Here is a 17,228-nt window from a genome sequence, read left to right as displayed (position 1 = left end):
GCTGTTTATTTATGTTCACAACGAGCTTGTAATTTTTCACCGGCTGACTGAATCAGCTGGACTACGACCACCAGCACAACCACCGTGGCCAGCATGATGACCGGGTCAAACCGCTGGTATCCATACCGGATCCCCAGGTCACCCAGACCTCCTCCACCAATGGCACCCGCCATGGCTGAATAACTGACCAGAGTCACCAGGGTCAGCGTCATTCCATGAATCAATCCCGGCAAAGCCTCAGGCAAAAGAACCCGGGTAATGATTTGGAAAGGTGTAGCCCCCATCGCTTCTGCTGCCTCAATAAGACCCCCCGGTACTTCATTGAGGGCACCTTCAGCGATACGGGCCACAAACGGGATGGAAGCGATACTCAAAGGTACAATCGCGGCGGTTGTACCGATTGATGTTCCTGCCAGCAGTCTGGTCAGAGGAATAATCGCCACCATCAAAATAATAAAAGGAACAGAACGTGCCGCATTTACGACAACACCCAGCACCCGATGCAACACCGGGCGTGCCAGAATCTGGTCAGGCCGGGTGATATGAACAAGTACGCCCAGAGGAATACCCACCAGCGCACTGATTGCACCGGATACCGCCACCATATAAATGGTTTCCAGCAGGGATTCCCAAATCAAAACCCAGGATTCAGCAGACATAACCGGCTACCTCCACTTGCAGATCATGTTTTCTCAGGAAGGCCTGAGCACTTTTGGCATTCAATTCATCACCAACCACTTCAACCGTGAGAAAGCCCATGGTTTTGCCATGCACCGTCTCCATATCCGCCTGGATAATGCTGAAGTCCAGATTGAATTGACGGGCTGCCTGGGTAATCAGCGGCTGCACAGTACTGTTGCCCAGGAAAGTGATATGCAGCACCGGATGGCTGCCTTCTGTCTGTTCTTTCTGAATACCTGCTGGCAGATCTTCAATCGGTTTTTCATGAACCGCCGCCCGAACAAACTCCCGGGCCAGATCGGTCTGGGGATTCAGGAAGAAGGACTCCACATCATTGTGTTCAACCACCTGACCGTCACTGAGGATAGCCACCTGGTCACAGATGGATTTCACAACTTCCATCTCGTGGGTAATCAGAAGAATGGTCAGCCCCAGTTTTCTGTTAATGTCCCGCAGCAGATTCAGGATAGAAACTGTCGTCTTGGGATCAAGAGCCGAGGTCGCCTCATCGCAGAGCAGAACCTTTGGCTGGCTGGCCAGAGCACGGGCAATAGCAACACGCTGTTTCTGACCACCAGACAGCTGGGAAGGATAGCTGTCGCGCTTGTCTTCCAGGCCAACCAGTTCCAGAAGCGGGGCAATAGTTTCCTCAATCCGCGCAGCCTTTTCGCCAGCCAGTTTGAGAGGCAAAGCAATATTTTCGTAGACTGTGCTGTTAGCAAGCAGGTTGAAATACTGGAAGATCATGCCGATATCCCGGCGGGCATTTCTCAGATCAGCCGGTGAAAGCTGTACCAGATCACGACCATCAACAACAACCCGGCCAGCGGTTGGCCGTTCCAGTAGGTTGGCACAGCGAATAAGCGTGCTTTTACCAGCACCACTCGAGCCGATAACGCCGTAGATTGAACCCTCGGGGATCCAGAGTGAGACATCATCCAGTGCTTTTACGGTTCCCGAAGAGCCGCGAAACACTTTACTGACTTTTTCAAATCTGATCATTTTAGCTCCGCGTACTACAAACTAATTTATTATCAGCGGGCTAAAGAGAAAGAGGCAGGTACAAAAAAACCACTCTTCCTTCGATAGAGTGGTTTTGCATATTCTTGTAGCGCAAACACATTCTCTTTAGCGGTATTTATTTAAGGCGCCCGCAAGCCGAAGTAACAAATCAGCGCCTGTAATGTGCTGTTCAACATACGGCCATCAGCCACGTTCGTCAATCTTTAACAAGTAAGTATTTATAACTACAGCGTTACCCATAACTTGCTGTCATGTACGCATAAATGAAATACAAAAATACGCCCAAACCAAAACCACAAAATGCATTTATCAGCACCAAAAACGCTAACAAATGCATCCATATTCAGCAAAAACAACTACTTGTATTTACTTTTTTTCTTCAGCAACCTAAGGGAATTCAAAGTGACCAGCGCTGTAGACCCTGTATCAGCCATTACTGCCAGCAATAACCCGGTAACCCCCAGTAAGCTAGTCATAAGAAAGATAACCTTCAAGCCAATTGCAAAGATCACGTTCTGACGAATAATGCCCAATGTAGCCCGTGACAGATCAATCATATTGGCCAGATCAGTCACTTTCTCATGGGTCAAAGCGGCATCAGCGGTTTCCAGAGCCACATCTGTTCCATTACCCATGGCAATCCCGACGTGGGCACTCTTAAGAGCAGGGGCGTCATTGATACCGTCTCCAACCATGGCAACCGGTGCTTTAGCCTGCAGCTCACGAACGGTTGTCACTTTATCTTCAGGAAGTAGGCCGGCGCGATAATCTACCCCTATGCGGCTGGCAATAGCGGCGGCGGCACGAGGGTTATCACCAGTCAGCATAATGCTGGTAATACCCAGCTTATTCAGACTTTGAATGGCCTCTTCAGCATCTTCACGAAGCGTATCGCTGATAGCGATAAGACCAATCAGCTCGCCATCAAAGACGACACCGACAACAGTACAACCCTGCTCTTCCAGTCCTTCAATACCTTGAACTGCATCCTTAACATGTCCGATCTCATCTTTAAGGTGGCTGGGAGAACCAACGACAACAGCCTTTCCATCAACCAGACCGCTGACGCCTTTACCAGCCGATACAGAGACATTATCAGCCTCACCAAACTGAATACTCTTGTCATCAGCATAACGAACAATCGCCTGAGCAAGTGGATGACGTGAGCCTTTTTCAACTGCTGCTGCAAGTTGGAGAACAGTTTCCTGACTCTCCCCAAAGGTCACAATATCGACAACCTGTGGACGACCTTCTGTCAAAGTCCCTGTTTTATCGAAGGCGATCTGCTGAATGTGACCCAGTTGCTCAAGTGCTGCACCACCTTTAATCAGCAGACCTTGCCGGGCTGCACGGGCAAGGCCAGAAGTAACAGCTGCAGGTGTTGAAATCACCAGGGCACAGGGGCAGGCGATCAACAGCATGGCCAGACCACGATAAACCCAGGTACTCCACTCACCACCCAGCAACAGGGGAGGAGTCACGATAACAAGCGCTGAAATCACCATCATCAATGGGGTGTACCAGCGACTGAAGCGGTCAACGAAACGTTCGATGGGAGCCTTATTCTCTTCAGCTTCCTCAATCAGCTTCAGAATCCGATCAATGGCATTATGGCCAGGTTCAGAGAGAACCTTGAGACGGGCTACACGGTCTGCTGCCAGACTCCCGGCCATCACCTGTTCACCTGCAATACGATCCACAGGCACGGATTCGCCCGTCAGGGCGCTTTCATCAAAGCTTGCCGTTGCCGTTAGTAGCACACAGTCTGCCGCCAGACGATCCCCTGGAAGGATTTCAATCAGATCACCAGGACGAAGCTGACTGGCCAGAACAGTTTCCTTGCTCTCACCATCAGGGCCGGACGTTACACGAACCGCTTTATCTGGGGTCAAAGCCATAAGGCTCTTCACCCCCTGACGTGCCCGGGAAGCAGCCAGCCCTTCCAGGTGCTCTCCGATCATAAAGAGCAGCAGCACCATGCCCGCTTCGAAGTATTCTCCAAGAGCCAGAGCACCGATAGCCGCAACAGTCATCAGTGTTTCGATACCAAAAGGCGTGCCAGAGCGCGCCTGTGACCAGGCCTGTTTTGCGATAGGGATCAGACCCCAGACACAGGCCAGGATCAGGGCAATGGAACCAGCTTCCGGGTTAAAGCTCTTAGCCAGGATTCCTGCTCCCATCAGGGCAGCAAGAATGAGAATGGAACTGTATTTCTTGAAGAAACCGGGTTCTTCCTCTTCAGGAGGTGCTTCATCAAAGGAGGATAGAGAAAATCCCAGATCAGTAATCGCTGCTACCACACCCGCTTCATTATTTTGACCCGGAGCATACTGAACCTGAAGACGCAGGGTGGAGAAGGAAATATGGGAACTGATAACACCGGAAACACGGCTTAGGGCATTTTCGGCTTTTTTGACGCAGGCCGGACAATCCATACCGGCAATGTTCCAGATCTGACTATCGCCTCCTTTAGAGGCTAACGGCTCACTTTCCTCATCACCCGGGTCACAACAACTTTCACCGGAACAGCAACTGTCTGGCTTATCGGGAACAGAGGCTGAAACAGTTGTGACGCCAGCACCCTGTACCTTGAGCTGACCACAGCTGTCTTCACCGTGAAAGTGGTTGGTATTGCAACCTTTGCTACTGCAGCAGGAACTCATGACATCCTCCTCAAGCTGGATGACGACTCAATATATGAATTTATATTCATATATTAGATCCAAAGGCTGCCAGTAGCAATGATTTTCAGACCGGGCTCAGGAAACTATTGATTCACCGACGATTAATCATGTCGAGGATATTCTGGTCACGTAATCCACTGAAATATTTCTCAAGTACCCCACTAAAGACCACTGAGTCGTCTGCCGCTGCTTCAAAAAACGTCATGGAAGAGTACAACTTTGTTGCATCAAGAGAGGTTCCCATAATGTCCAAAATCGATCGATTTTCCACATTCAGCAATGCCTGAGAGCACTCCCTGAGCCTTGAACCAAGTATTGGGTCATTAAGATAATCCTTAGCCTGCTGGATGTTTCGAATACCGTAGAAGTGTGAACTACGGCTGACTCCAAGCCCTTCAAGCTGGGGGAAGATATACCAGATCCAGTGTGAGACTTTTCTGCCATTCCTTAACTCACCAAGGGCTCGCTCATATTGCCCACTACTATTTTGCGCATCAACAAAATGCGACAGATGAACTGCTGTTCTGGAAGACATTGTGAACCCTTCCTCTGTGGAGGCCTGAAGACTGCCTGGTGGACGTCCTTGCCGTTCATCCTCAACAGACTGCCTCAAATACTCCAGATAACGGATAAAGAGAGTTGATATACCCTGATAGACCAGTGAACGTGTGCTTTCCTGTGCCAGTCTGGTGAACCCTCTGGTAGCAGCTGGACCACGCATCCATTCCAGCTTATTAACCTGCTGTGAATACTGCCTTCCTAATCCCTGCCCTGTGTTTAACCAGATTTCCGGGAGTTCGTACCCCTGCGAGGGATAATAATCAAACAACCAGTAGCCATTCTTTCCCGCAGAAATCACCGCCAGATTTTGCCAGTCACCAACATGTTGCTCTGAGAGGTTCAACCTGCAGGGTTCTATCTCATCATCGTTTACAACTGAAATTAATTGCTGAAGACTGCATTGGTTGATTGGGCTGAGCAGAGTTTCTCGCCCGGCCAGCTTTCTTAACTTCTTACCTGCCAGAGCCACTGCCCACCAATAGGCTTTTCTATTGCCGGAGAATACTATTGGCAGCATGACCTGCTTGAGACTTCCATCAGAAAAGGTCAGATTTGCCTCAAGAGCAATAGAGTCTGTGCTCAATGGCAGTAGCTGAATTTTTTCAACGCCAGCCTTGAGTCCTGCACTATGTAATTGAACCAGCTGCTGCTCCATCGGAGCAGCCATCATATAACCAATAACCTTATTATCTTCAAAGATAATATCCAGCCCAGGCGCGTCCTGCTGCCAGCGATATTCATTGTCAGGCGTGGCGTAATACATCCGGAACATCTGGTGAATAAACGGATTCATAAAGCGTATCGGGACTTCACCCTCATAACGAGGCTGAAACCCAAGCCAGATATCCGGCACAGTCTCTTTTAACAGCCAGAATTGCGATAATAAAATGCGGCTGACCATAGCCATCGGAGAATCGTAGGGAGCAAGAACAGTAGAGGCAACATTGACAGCACTTCGCCACACAAAATCCTGCCAGCTTCCCGCTAGCAGGGCATCTGAGAGTGCAAATGTTGCCAAGATGGTAGCCAGCGAAGTCTTCCTGCCAAGCAGTTTTTCTGCAAAATAAATTGTCCCGGATACAGCGCCAGCATACCCAGCCGCTACCATGGCTCTGGCAGTTTCATGCCTGACAAAATCCTCTCCCCACTGCAGCCATGTATAGGGATACCTGCGAAATTCACGACGCTTTCCATCCGGAAAAGAATCAGCATTCAGCGTCTGATTCTCTTCCTGAAAAAAGGGGCTCCTTTCTGCGCTGTACCCATTTGGTATAGCAAGAGCGAAAGCCAGCAGGATGGCAGGAATTATCTGTCTGTGAATCAGCTTGGCTTACCAGCTTCGAATTAACGAAAGCGTAAAAATAGTCAAACCCAATGGCTTAACAACCGGAACCGAAGCCCATAATGTTAATAACCCCATTATTTTACCATGGAAATGCCCACTGCATTTTCATTTTTCGGGGTGGGCATTTCCCGCTCATGGCTGTTTGAAACAAAATGCTTATTATGAGTAAGTAATCCTTTGCTTTAGCAGCCATGGTCACTTGATGAGAATAATTGCGGGACTTTTGTTACTGATTGAGGCAGTTATTTGCTTCGGCCCCCTTTTCTTTATTTATTGCATAGGGCTGTTGTTCTATCCGATCTCTGCGATTAACTCCATTATTAACCAGGATTTAAACTCGCTGCTCCACATGTCTCCCATGCTTTTCATGGTGACAGGAGGAACTTTCGGCATTATTGGTCTTGGAATGACATTAATCCAATACACCTTCCAGAATGTTCATTTGATATCTGTGAGAGTGTTGAAACTGTTTACTCTGTTTGGTCTTCTTGCACTTTTGTCTTTCGGTATACCCATGCTGGGAAGTGGTTCAGACTGGTTCTGGTTTACCTTAATTCTTCCCCTTTTGGCTACAACACATATCTACTGGGTAGCCCTTAAAAACACATAGAAATAACTCTTGTTTTGTATACCTCAATGCGGCTCCCGTACATGCACAATCATATCCTGTAATACACAGCGAATATGATCATCATCCAGCTCATAAAACATCTGTCGTCCCTGGCGCCGTGACTTCAGGATCCGCATATCCTTTAATGCTCTCAAGTGGTGGCTGGTCAAAGACTGGGATAATCCCGCAATTTCCGAGAGACAGCAGACCGCTCGGGGCTCATTCATACAGGCCAGTACAATTTTCAGGCGTCCTTCATCCCCCAGCAGTTTAAAAATTTTTGCCAGATTGGTGTGCTCATCATCACTCAGATACATTGATATTGATTCTTGGGCAGCGTCCATACAGTCTCCGCTATAAATCCGCCGGTTTTATGGGCGGTGCTCTCTGGCCAGGTATTCATGGGACTGCATCTCCTGCAGTCTGCTCAGCGTGCGCTGAAACTCAAAGGTAAGTTTCCCATCCGTGTAAAGATCAGGCAATGGTTGTTCACCCGACATAATCAGCTTGACCCCTCGATCATAAAACTCATCAACCAGGTTGATAAAGCGCCGGGCCTGATCATCCATTCCCTGAACCATCTGGGGAATATCTGACAGTAGAATGGTCTGGAACTCCCGCGCCAGCTCAATATAGTCATTCTGGCTGCGCGGGCCATCACAAAGTGCCGTAAAGGTGAACCAGGCCAGGTCTTCACAGACTTTGACGTAGGGAATCGGCCGCCCTTCAATCTCGAGTTCATGATTGCTTCGCGACTGACATTTATCCGGAGCAAGAGCGTAAAAGCTGGCTTCCATCTTCTTCGAAACATCATCCCCAAGAGGATGATGGTACAGTTCAGCCTGCTTCAGCACCCGCAGCCGGTAGTCGACACCGTGATCAACATTCACCACCTCGGTGTACTTTTTGATCAACTCAATCGCTGGAATAAAGCGGGCTCTTTGCAGGCCATCCTTATAGAGTTCATCCGGAACAATATTGCTGGTTGCCACCAGGCTAACGCCATTTTTAAACAGCTCATTGAAGAGCCCGGCCAGAATCATGGCATCGGTTATATCGGTGACGAAAAATTCATCAAAGCAGATAATCCTTGTCTCACTTGCCAGCCTGCGGGCAACGGTTACCAGTGGATTCTTCTGACCATCAAGCGTTTTCAACTCCTCATGCACACGCTTCATAAAGCGATGAAAATGGGTGCGCATTTTCTCTTCAAAAGGCAGGCAGTCGAAAAAGGTATCAACAAGATAGGTTTTACCACGCCCAACACCGCCCCAGAAATAAAGCCCACGACAGACAGTCTTCTTCTTTTTACCCAACCCCAGAAAACTCAGCAGCCCCGAAGTTTCCTGCTCTGCAGCCAGTAAGTCATCATAAAGCCTCTGAAGGTGACTGACGGCCATCTCCTGGGCTGGATCATGAACAAAACCTTCTCGCTGCAGATCCTGCTGATAACGCTCACTTGGGGTCATACAGTTCCCTTATTTGGTATTGCTCTTTCAAACTTCCAGAATAGAACGCCTGTTGTTTCTACCCTGTAGAAACCTTCTCCAGTACGGGAGGAAGCTTTGTACTTATTGACCGTAATTTTTATTGATCTTCTGTCAGGCTGCATACTCTAACCTGTTCTAGGCTCTTTTGAACAGAACCTACAGTTGGTTACTGGAAACCCCTATACAGTGGCAGGAAAAGATTATAAGTTAGGTTCTGTTGATTCATGCTAAAGCGTTTCACGCCTTTAAAAACTACGACTTCATCTATACATATAGAGAATCTGGACAACTGACGTTTCATCCAAATTGAGGCTGGATTGTGGAAATATCGAACCTGCTGTGGACAACCGGAGGCATCGCCTTTTTTACCGGTCTTGTGATCGGTATCGTGTTATACCACTTTCTGGCAGGTGGTCGCCCCGCAGGGAATCTGCGCTCACGGGTCACCGAGCTGGAAGCTGAACTGAAAGAATATAAAGACAAGGTGGCTGATCATTTCAGCACAAGTGCCCACCTTGTGAACCGATTAACTGATACCTACCGCGATGTTCATGAGCATCTGGCCACCAGCGCCAATGAACTCTGTGTTGATGAACTGACCCGCCACCGCTTGAATGATGCTCTGCTGGGCAGCAGCGCCATCCATCACAAAGGTGAGAAAACAACGCCACTGGAGCAGCCGAGAGATTATGCTCCCCGCAAGGATCCGGAAGCTGAAGGAACTCTTTCCGAAACATTCCGGGTTAACAAGGGAACTCCACAGGAATCTGATCCTGCTGCCTGATTGCCTTTTCTGACTTGTTTATAGCTCCGCTTTGATCCCTGATCTTGGCGGAGTTTTTGTATTCACTTTCACAGGCTCAGTGCCAGGCAGGATGTTTATGGAATAAGCCCAGTTGCCAGAAGTCCTGCCAAAACTCGGCACTTCCAGCAGCCTTTTCCACTCAGTCTTTACCGGAGATAAATAATCTCCACCATATCCAGATGTCTGGCTCTTCCGATCAGATCTGTGAGTAATAACCAGCCACCGGGGACGATCATTGACTTTCCCCTCCTTCAGATCCTCCTCATCATCCAGAGTGGCTGCTGCCATAACAAGACTGCCATCAAAGCAGGCCATCAGATCTCTGTGGGAAACATCATCAGATCCCTGCAATCGATAGATATTATCTCCAGAATGATCCGGGGCAGGTGTTGCTATATCCGAATAAGGGTCACTAAAAACCATCAGGTGGTTATGATGCCCGCGGAATAACAGTTCTTGAGTGGAGGAGTCCGCGCAGAGAGACTTTATATCACCATTGTTATATTTCTGGGCTTCCCAATGACTGCTCTGGTCTTTTTCAAAATCAATACCCAACCCCTGGGTTCTTTCTGCGACAGGAAGTCTTTTCCAGGATTGGTCCTCCGCAGTTAATTCCGAGTAAAACATCCAGACTTTGCGCTGGAGATCCCTTGCCTTCTTTCTTTTTAAACGATCCATGGAGGCAACAACTCTTACACTGGCTTTATCAGCTTTGTGCCCAACCAACAAAGTCAGGCCACTGGGATAGAAATCTAAATCGTTATCAGAAATTAGCTGGTTTTTGCCTTTTTCAGGATAAGGCTGAACAGCTGTCGGGCTTCCGGTAGAAGACAGCTCGTCAAGGTTCAGAGTAAAAACCCTGTTATCAACCAAAAGAAAAACGGTCTTATGACCATTAAGCTCTATCTCATCACTGATCTGAACAGGTGAGAAATCAAAACGATTACTGACAGCATAAGGTTTGTACCAGGATTGTTGTGCCTTGGTGTGGAACCCAAGAACTCCCTGATCCAGATAGACCATTTTCGGGATGTACTGCCCGGTAGCCTCCTGCTTAATATATATTCTCAGGTTGCCGTTATGATCGACAAACAGATGCCTGCCTCCACTTAGAGGGCGATGAAATGTTGTGAAATGGGAATGTAACTGGAGATTGCCAAAACCAAAACTGAGCTGTTCCCAGTTGGCCGTCTCTGCCTCTATAGCAGGTATATCCAGAGGAAGAGAGAACAGCACAGCCTGACCATCACTGCCCTGGCCTGCAACATAGACCGTATCTACCGCAGCAGCATTAACTACTACCAGCAGGCCAAACCAAACCGCTTTGACATAGTGCTTGAATAAACCCATGAACTCCATATCCAGCATCCTCGAGTAGAGCTTGATGGCTGTTAGACCTTTTAAAATAGTCTGAGTTCATGGGTCTGAAGCTGTATAAGCTAGCCTTTGGTCTTATTTCACGCCACGGACATCCCCGGTTACTCCCTGAATATCAACCTTGCCGGATTTATCCGATTTCAAATACAGATCGCCCACCACATCCCTGATTTGAATATTTCCCCTGCCATCCTTGAGTTCAACATTGCCTTGAATTGAAGCAAGCTGGATATCTCCGGATGTATTAGTGATTTTTACCCTTCCCTTAACACTCTTGACATCAATATGCCCTGAGGAATCTGAAATCCTGACCTGCCCGTTAATGCTTTCAGCAATAACATTGCCCTTTTTATCATTGACCACCAGCTCTCCCTGGTGATTGTGAATCTCCATATCATCATTCAGGTCATTAATTTTCAGCTTACCGCTGGTATCAAACACACTGACATGCCCCGAGCCGTCATTCAGCGTCAGCGGACCATGGCTGCGCTCAACTCTTAAATGGCCAAGTCCATCAGCAACCCTGCCACCTTTTGCCAGACCGGAAATAGAGATATCTCCATCCGTATCACGAATATCAAGGAACAGGTTATCTGGCATGGTCACAACCAGATCAATGGTTGCCTTTTTATCCCGCTTTTTGATTTTTTTTAGATAACCGGCCTTCAAGGTCAGCTTGGAGCCATCTCGCCTCAAATAACGATCCATCTTCTGTTCAACATGCTTTTCGGCCTGTCCCTTGCTTCCGGGATATGAAATCACCAGGTCTGCGGTGACTTCATTCATCCCGGATCTTGCATTGACCTGAAGATCCCCGGGGCCGGCAAAGATAATTAACTTGGTCACCCCATTTGTTTTGTGGGAGAGCTTTTCAGACCACTCCTCAGACCAGACTACAGAGCTGAGTAGAGTTAACATACAGAGCGTGAGAACGCCCCGAAAAAGATGACTCACTGGAATGTCCTTTTTGTTATTAATGAGTTTGCACGGACCAACAACGAAAGTTGTCATTTCAAGCCGAAGGAATCAAGTGAATCTAAAATGAAGTCATTTTTCCCAGATTCTATTAACGGTACTGACGAAGTCCGGGGCAGAAGTGCCTTCTTATCAAAACAGGAGTAATCTGTTGCGTATTTTCAGCGGACAGAAAAGGACAGAATGATGAGAAGCCACGAGGTGGACTACAAGATTATCGGTCACGATATGCAAATGGTCGAAATTGAACTTGATCCATCCGAAACCGTTATTGCTGAAGCCGGGGCTATGACCTGGATGGATCAGGGCATCCACTATGAAACACGGATGGGTGATGGTTCCAACCCGGATCAGGGTTTTCTGGGCAAGCTCTGGGGGGCTGGAAAGCGTATGGTAACGGGTGAGTCACTGTTTATGACCCACTTTACCAACCAGGATGCCGGTAAACAGAAGGTTGCTTTTTCGGCTCCCTACCCCGGCTCCATCGTTCCTATTGATCTTGCCGAGATTGGCGGTGAACTGATTTGCCAGAAGGATGCTTTTTTATCAGCAGCCCTCGGTACACGCATTGATGTGGCATTAACGAAAAAGTTTGGCGCCGGCTTCTTTGGTGGTGAAGGTTTTATTCTTCAGCGGCTGGAAGGCGACGGCATGGCCTTTGTTCATGCAGGTGGCACTGTACAGAAAAGAGAACTAAACAATGAAACCCTGCGCCTTGATACCGGCTGCCTGGTTGCTTTCAGTCAGGGTATTGAATACGACATCGAAATGGCCCGAGGCCTGAAGAGCATGATGTTTGGTGGAGAGGGTCTGGTTCTGGCAACACTGAAAGGAACAGGAACTGTCTGGATTCAGAGCCTGCCTTTTGCCCGCCTTGCGGACAGGATTCTGTCGCAAATGCCTAAACGCACGGGTGAAGGATCCGCAGGGTAAAAAACGATCTGCAAATGATATGGCAAATCGAAAATACTCACAGGGGTTCACTTTCACGTGACCCCCTGTGCGGACACCAATTACTCTTGGGAATCCAGATACTTCTCAGCATCCAGAGCGGCCATACAGCCAGTTCCGGCAGAGGTAATAGCCTGACGATATACATGGTCCATCACATCACCAGCCGCAAACACACCTTCGACGGAGGTCTGAGTGGCATTACCCTCTGAGCCACCCTGAACTTTCAGGTAGCCATCTTTCATATCCAGCTGATCGACAAACAGTTCGGTATTCGGACTATGGCCGATAGCGATAAACACGCCATCAACAGCAATATCCTTGGTGGAACCATCCTGAGTGCTCTTGATACGCATACCGGTTACACCGGCATCGTCGCCCAGAACCTCATCCAGAGTGGCGTTAAGCTCCAGCTTGATATTGCCGTTCTCAACCTTGTCCATCAGCTTCTTCTGCAGAATCTTCTCGGCACGGAATTCTTCACGACGGTGCACCAGAGTTACGCTATCAGCCAGATTGGAGAGATACAGAGCTTCTTCCACAGCAGTATTACCACCGCCAACCACGGCGACAGGCTTCTTGCGGTAGAAGAAACCATCACAGGTTGCACAGGCAGAAACGCCCTTGCCTTTAAAGGCTTCTTCACTGTCCAGCCCCAGATAACGAGCGCTGGCACCAGTGGCAATAATCAGGGCATCACAGGTGTAAGTGCCACTGTCACCTTTCAGTACGAAAGGACGCTGCTTGAGATCAGTCTTATTGATATGGTCGAAGATAATCTCAGTCTCGAAACGTTCTGCATGAGCCTGCATACGCTGCATAAGATCAGGCCCCTGCAGACCTTCCACATCACCGGGCCAGTTATCCACATCCGTCGTGGTGGTCAGCTGCCCCCCCATCTGCATACCGGTGATCAGCACCGGATTCAGATTGGCACGTGCAGCATAAACAGCGGCTGTGTAGCCGGCAGGTCCTGAGCCCAGAATCAGCAGCCGGGCATGCTTGGTTTCACTCATTATTTACTCCGTTCTTTTTCCTACCCAGATGCGGCCTTATTGAAATGGCTGATCCGCACCTGTGTCTAAAACTGTTTGCACTGTTATGTATGCTGGTTGTCCGACATAATAACCAGTTGGAATTTTTTGAACCAGTCAAGAATCTCTATTACCGCCATTCAGGCTTCATATGAAACAGCAATTACAAACCACCAGCCAGGGCATCGATTTCTTTCTGAACGGTCTCAAACGCCTTCCCGAGCCGGGTATCAGAGCTTTTGTACTGATCCCGCTGACTATCAACATAGTGGTCTTCAGCCTTCTGATCTGGCTGGCCACCAAACAGTTCTCTCACTGGGTTGATGCTATGGTCGGATGGCTGCCCGACTGGCTCAGCTTTCTGACCTTCATCGTCTGGCCACTGTTTGCCGTAACCATACTGTTGGGGCTGTTCTTCGGTTTTACAATCGTAGCTAACCTGATTGCTGCTCCTTTCAATGGTTTTCTGGCAGAGAAAATCCAGAAGGAGCTGGATCCTGGCTGTATGCCAGACGGCGGCTGGAAAGAGCTACTGGCCCTGATTCCAAGAACCCTTGTACGAGAGTTACAGAAACTCTGGTACTACCTGCCCCGGGCTCTGATCCTGCTAATACTGTCATTTATTCCAGGTATTAACCTGGTGACACCTTTCCTGTGGCTGTTTTTCTCTGCCTGGATGATGGGCGTTCAGTACTGTGACTATGGAGCGGATAACGAGCTGGTGAATTTCAAAGTCATGCTTAACCGACTGGCTAACCCCCGTATGCAGACTGTGGCATTTGGAGGAATAGTCTCCCTGTTTACCATGATCCCACTGATAAATCTTATCGTTATGCCAGCCGCTGTGATTGGTGGAACAGAGCTCTGGGTAAGACGACGGGGCTTAAGCAGTAAAGTGAACAAATCGTAATGCATTCACAGCACAAAGCCACCTCCCCACGTTAAAAACAGTTATTTTCACCAACATTAACGCAAGTTTCACTAACCGAAAAATCCGCTTCTTGCGGAACTTTTCCCAAAACGGAAAATCTTAAATGGAGTGCGCCATGATTAAAATGATACGGAGTTAATTATGATACGGAATATGAATTCTACACCCCCTCTGCCCTTACGTGTATTGGATGACTGTGAGGGTTATATCTTTCAGGCCGCTTGCTGGCTGGGAAGGGCTGTTTCACTCACACTTGGCCAGCCACTCGAACAGTCGAACCTGAGCCAGCTCATTGAAGATGCGCTTGCGGGAACAGAAAAAAAACTCGAGCAGTACAAACCGATAAGCCAATCTTCTTCAAGCAACGGAGTTTATCTGATAAAAAACAGACAACAGCCTCCCGAAACCAAAGTGAAATCACCAACTCCTGACATCAAAAACAAAGTTACCCAGGAGACGAAAAGCAAAATTAGCAGTGTGGTAAGTAACTTTTTAAGCAGTGATTCGAATGGGGGTGAAAGCTTCCAACAGGGCTCTGTTTCAGGTAAAAGTAAAAAGCCTCGTAATAAGGCTAGGTGGCATCGGCATCCATACATTACAGAAAAATTGGAACAAAACTCTCATGGGCGTCTCAAAAAAGCGCATTCAAGTAATAGCACAAACACAGCCTTCCAACAGATTGTTTCATCTGTAACAGGTTCTCTGATTCGGGATACCCTGATGGACGATCCCGAGCTTGACGCCGATGCTCTGGTAAAGGCAGCAGAAAAGAGGCTCAGCTCTAACGATTACTATTCATGCCAGGCCCAGCACATAGCGATGTACCAGTAAAAAATGTCTACAGAGCAGGAAAAACATAATCACTACAGTGAATACTGACCGAAGGCATGCTCTCTGTCGGCCCCGAACGGAGCATGCCTTTTTCCTCACTGAAATCGCTTGCCTATCCCTCTACGCGCCTTAAAATATGGCGTTTCCATAATAAAACCTGCTGTAAATTCATGCGCACAAGCCAATATTTTCTGCCAACCCTGAAAGAAACGCCTGCCGATGCCGTTGTTATCAGCCACCAGCTGATGCTGCGTGCCGGTATGATCCGCAAACTTGCTTCTGGCCTGTACTCCTGGCTCCCGGCGGGCAAGCGCGTCCTGAACAAGGTTGAGAACATTGTTCGTGAAGAGATGGACCGTTCCGGCGCTCTGGAAACCACCATGCCGGTTTCCCAGCCGGCAGAGATCTGGCAGGAAAGTGGCCGCTGGGTTGAGTACGGCCCTGAACTGCTGCGTTTCCAGGATCGCCATAACCGTGATTTCGTTATGGGTCCAACCCATGAGGAAGTGATCACTGATATCGTCCGTAACGATATCAGCAGCTACAAGCAGCTGCCTCTGAACATGTACCAGATTCAGACCAAATTCCGTGACGAACGCCGTCCTCGTTTTGGCGTTATGCGTTCCCGTGAATTCCTGATGAAGGATGCCTACTCCTTCCATATTGAAGCTGAATCTCTGGTCAATGAATACCAGAATATGCACGATACCTACTGCCGTATCTTTGATCGTCTGGGCCTGGATTACCGCCCGGTTGAAGCAGATAACGGCTCTATCGGTGGTACCGGCTCCCAGGAATTCCACGTTCTGGCTGATTCCGGCGAAGACGATATTGTCTTCAGTGACAGCAGCGATTACGCCGCCAATATGGAGAAGGCAGAAGCCCTGGCCCCGGCTGATAATCGCCCTGCTCCTTCCGAGGAGATGACCCGCGTTCCAACTCCAAATGCCAAAACCATCGCAGAACTGGTTGAACAGCACGGTCTGCCAATCGAGAAGACTGTTAAGACCCTGATCGTAAAAGCTTCCGAAGAGTGTGAAGCTGATCTGGTCGCACTGATGGTTCGTGGCGATCACGAACTGAATGAGATCAAGGCTGAGCATCTGCCTGAAGTCGCTGCTCCTCTGGAAATGGCTGCCGAAGAAGAGATCCGTGCTGTTATGGGTGCGGGCTGTGGTTCCCTCGGCCCTGTTGGCATGACCATTCCCTGTATTGTTGACCGCACTGTAGCCAAGATGGCTGACTTTGGTGCTGGTGCCAACAGCGATGGCGAGCACTTCTTCGGTGTGAACTGGGAACGTGATGCAACTTACACTCGTGAAGCAGATATCCGTAACGTCGTTGAAGGCGACCCAAGCCCATGCGGTAACGGCAAGCTGTTTATCAAGCGCGGTATTGAAGTGGGTCATATCTTCCAGCTGGGAAAGAAGTACAGTGAAGCCATGAATGCCACCGTTCTTAACCAGAGCGGCAAGGATGCAGCCCTGTTCATGGGCTGCTACGGTATTGGTGTAACCCGTGTCGTTGCTTCTGCCATTGAGCAGAACCACGATGATCGCGGGATTATCTGGCCTGACGCCATTGCACCTTTCCAGATCGCCCTGGTACCTCTGAAGATGGAAAAATCCGAAGTAGTACGTAAAACCTCTGAAAAACTGTACGCTGAACTGACAGCAGCCGGCTATGACGTTCTGATGGATGACCGCAAGGCCAGCCCGGGTGTTAAGTTTGCCGATATGGAACTGGTTGGCATTCCTCACCGCATTGTTATCAGTGACCGCAGCCTGAGCGAAGGCAATGTTGAGTACAAGCACCGTCGTGGTGGTGATGCAGAAACCTTCCCTGTTGACAGTATTGTTGCTGAACTCAAGCAGAAGGTGACTATCTGATAGTCTCTGGTTTTCAGAATATCCGGCAGGCCCTGCGCCTG

The 17,228-nt window shown here is 48.8% G+C and carries 15 protein-coding genes and 1 riboswitch; of the genes, 6 read left to right on the top strand and 9 right to left on the bottom strand.

Annotated features, from left to right (window positions below; translation table 11 throughout):
* Positions 1-5: 5 nt before the first annotated feature.
* From M3P05_RS12245 to M3P05_RS12230, 4 genes are all read right to left on the bottom strand, one after another.
* Positions 6-659: a methionine ABC transporter permease gene (locus tag M3P05_RS12245; RefSeq protein ID WP_249699963.1), complete on the bottom strand. Its 654-nt coding sequence runs from the start codon at positions 657-659 to the stop codon at positions 6-8.
* Positions 649-1,683 carry a methionine ABC transporter ATP-binding protein gene (locus M3P05_RS12240; protein WP_249699962.1) on the bottom strand — a complete coding sequence of 345 codons (1,035 nt, stop codon included), beginning with the start codon at positions 1,681-1,683 and terminating at the stop codon, positions 649-651. The genes M3P05_RS12245 and M3P05_RS12240 overlap by 11 nt, the downstream gene beginning before the upstream one ends.
* Positions 1,684-1,788: 105 nt before the next feature.
* A riboswitch (SAM riboswitch) is annotated at positions 1,789-1,869 on the bottom strand.
* Between the two features lie 191 nt (positions 1,870-2,060).
* Positions 2,061-4,367 (bottom strand): zinc/cadmium/mercury/lead-transporting ATPase, encoded by a 2,307-nt coding sequence (locus M3P05_RS12235; RefSeq protein ID WP_249699961.1) that lies wholly within the window; start codon positions 4,365-4,367, stop codon positions 2,061-2,063.
* Positions 4,368-4,479: 112 nt separating this feature from the next.
* Entirely contained in the window at positions 4,480-6,057 is a 1,578-nt protein-coding gene (locus M3P05_RS12230; protein WP_249699959.1) for a DUF1810 domain-containing protein, read from the bottom strand.
* A 586-nt stretch (positions 6,058-6,643) separates the two neighbouring features.
* Here M3P05_RS12230 and M3P05_RS12225 point away from each other — a divergent pair.
* Complete coding sequence (locus M3P05_RS12225) at positions 6,644-6,904, top strand: hypothetical protein (RefSeq protein ID WP_249699957.1); 261 nt, start codon at positions 6,644-6,646, stop codon at positions 6,902-6,904.
* A 23-nt stretch (positions 6,905-6,927) separates the two neighbouring features.
* Here M3P05_RS12225 and M3P05_RS12220 read toward each other — a convergent pair whose 3' ends face one another.
* A complete protein-coding gene (locus tag M3P05_RS12220; RefSeq protein ID WP_249699956.1) occupies positions 6,928-7,248 on the bottom strand; it encodes an ArsR/SmtB family transcription factor in 321 nt (106 codons plus the stop codon).
* Between the two features lie 27 nt (positions 7,249-7,275).
* Complete coding sequence (zapE, locus tag M3P05_RS12215; RefSeq protein WP_249699954.1) at positions 7,276-8,373, bottom strand: cell division protein ZapE; 1,098 nt, start codon at positions 8,371-8,373, stop codon at positions 7,276-7,278.
* A gap of 340 nt (positions 8,374-8,713) precedes the next feature.
* Here zapE and M3P05_RS12210 point away from each other — a divergent pair, with 340 nt between their 5' ends.
* The gene (locus M3P05_RS12210) at positions 8,714-9,178 is read left to right on the top strand and encodes a YhcB family protein (protein WP_249699953.1); all 465 of its coding nucleotides are present in this window, start codon (positions 8,714-8,716) and stop codon (positions 9,176-9,178) included.
* 18 nt (positions 9,179-9,196) lie between these two features.
* Here M3P05_RS12210 and M3P05_RS12205 read toward each other — a convergent pair whose 3' ends face one another.
* Together M3P05_RS12205 and M3P05_RS12200 are read right to left on the bottom strand one after the other, a co-directional pair.
* Positions 9,197-10,558, bottom strand: coding sequence for a hypothetical protein (locus M3P05_RS12205; protein ID WP_249699952.1), 1,362 nt, complete (start codon positions 10,556-10,558; stop codon positions 9,197-9,199).
* 93 nt (positions 10,559-10,651) lie between these two features.
* The gene (locus M3P05_RS12200; protein WP_249699951.1) at positions 10,652-11,530 is read right to left on the bottom strand and encodes a DUF4097 family beta strand repeat-containing protein; all 879 of its coding nucleotides are present in this window, start codon (positions 11,528-11,530) and stop codon (positions 10,652-10,654) included.
* Positions 11,531-11,734: 204 nt separating this feature from the next.
* Between M3P05_RS12200 and M3P05_RS12195 the strand changes: the two genes are divergently transcribed.
* The gene (locus tag M3P05_RS12195) at positions 11,735-12,484 is read left to right on the top strand and encodes a TIGR00266 family protein (protein ID WP_249699950.1); all 750 of its coding nucleotides are present in this window, start codon (positions 11,735-11,737) and stop codon (positions 12,482-12,484) included.
* Between the two features lie 80 nt (positions 12,485-12,564).
* On the opposite strand, the gene trxB is transcribed toward M3P05_RS12195, so the two are convergent.
* Entirely contained in the window at positions 12,565-13,518 is a 954-nt protein-coding gene (gene trxB, locus M3P05_RS12190) for a thioredoxin-disulfide reductase (RefSeq protein ID WP_249699949.1), read from the bottom strand.
* 169 nt (positions 13,519-13,687) lie between these two features.
* Here trxB and cysZ point away from each other — a divergent pair, with 169 nt between their 5' ends.
* The 3 genes from cysZ (at position 13,688) to M3P05_RS12175 (ending at position 17,187) form a co-directional block, all read left to right on the top strand.
* Entirely contained in the window at positions 13,688-14,446 is a 759-nt protein-coding gene (cysZ, locus tag M3P05_RS12185) for a sulfate transporter CysZ (protein WP_249699948.1), read from the top strand.
* A 174-nt stretch (positions 14,447-14,620) separates the two neighbouring features.
* Positions 14,621-15,298 (top strand): hypothetical protein, encoded by a 678-nt coding sequence (locus M3P05_RS12180; protein ID WP_249699947.1) that lies wholly within the window; start codon positions 14,621-14,623, stop codon positions 15,296-15,298.
* A gap of 170 nt (positions 15,299-15,468) precedes the next feature.
* On the top strand, positions 15,469-17,187 hold the full coding sequence (locus M3P05_RS12175) for a proline--tRNA ligase (protein WP_249699945.1): 1,719 nt from the start codon (positions 15,469-15,471) through the stop codon (positions 17,185-17,187).
* Positions 17,188-17,228 lie beyond the last annotated feature (41 nt).

The sequence above is a fragment of the Parendozoicomonas callyspongiae genome, assembly GCF_023502345.1.
Classification (GTDB): Bacteria; Pseudomonadota; Gammaproteobacteria; order Pseudomonadales; family Endozoicomonadaceae; genus Sansalvadorimonas; species Sansalvadorimonas callyspongiae.
This window is presented reverse-complemented; position numbering and strand designations above follow the sequence as displayed.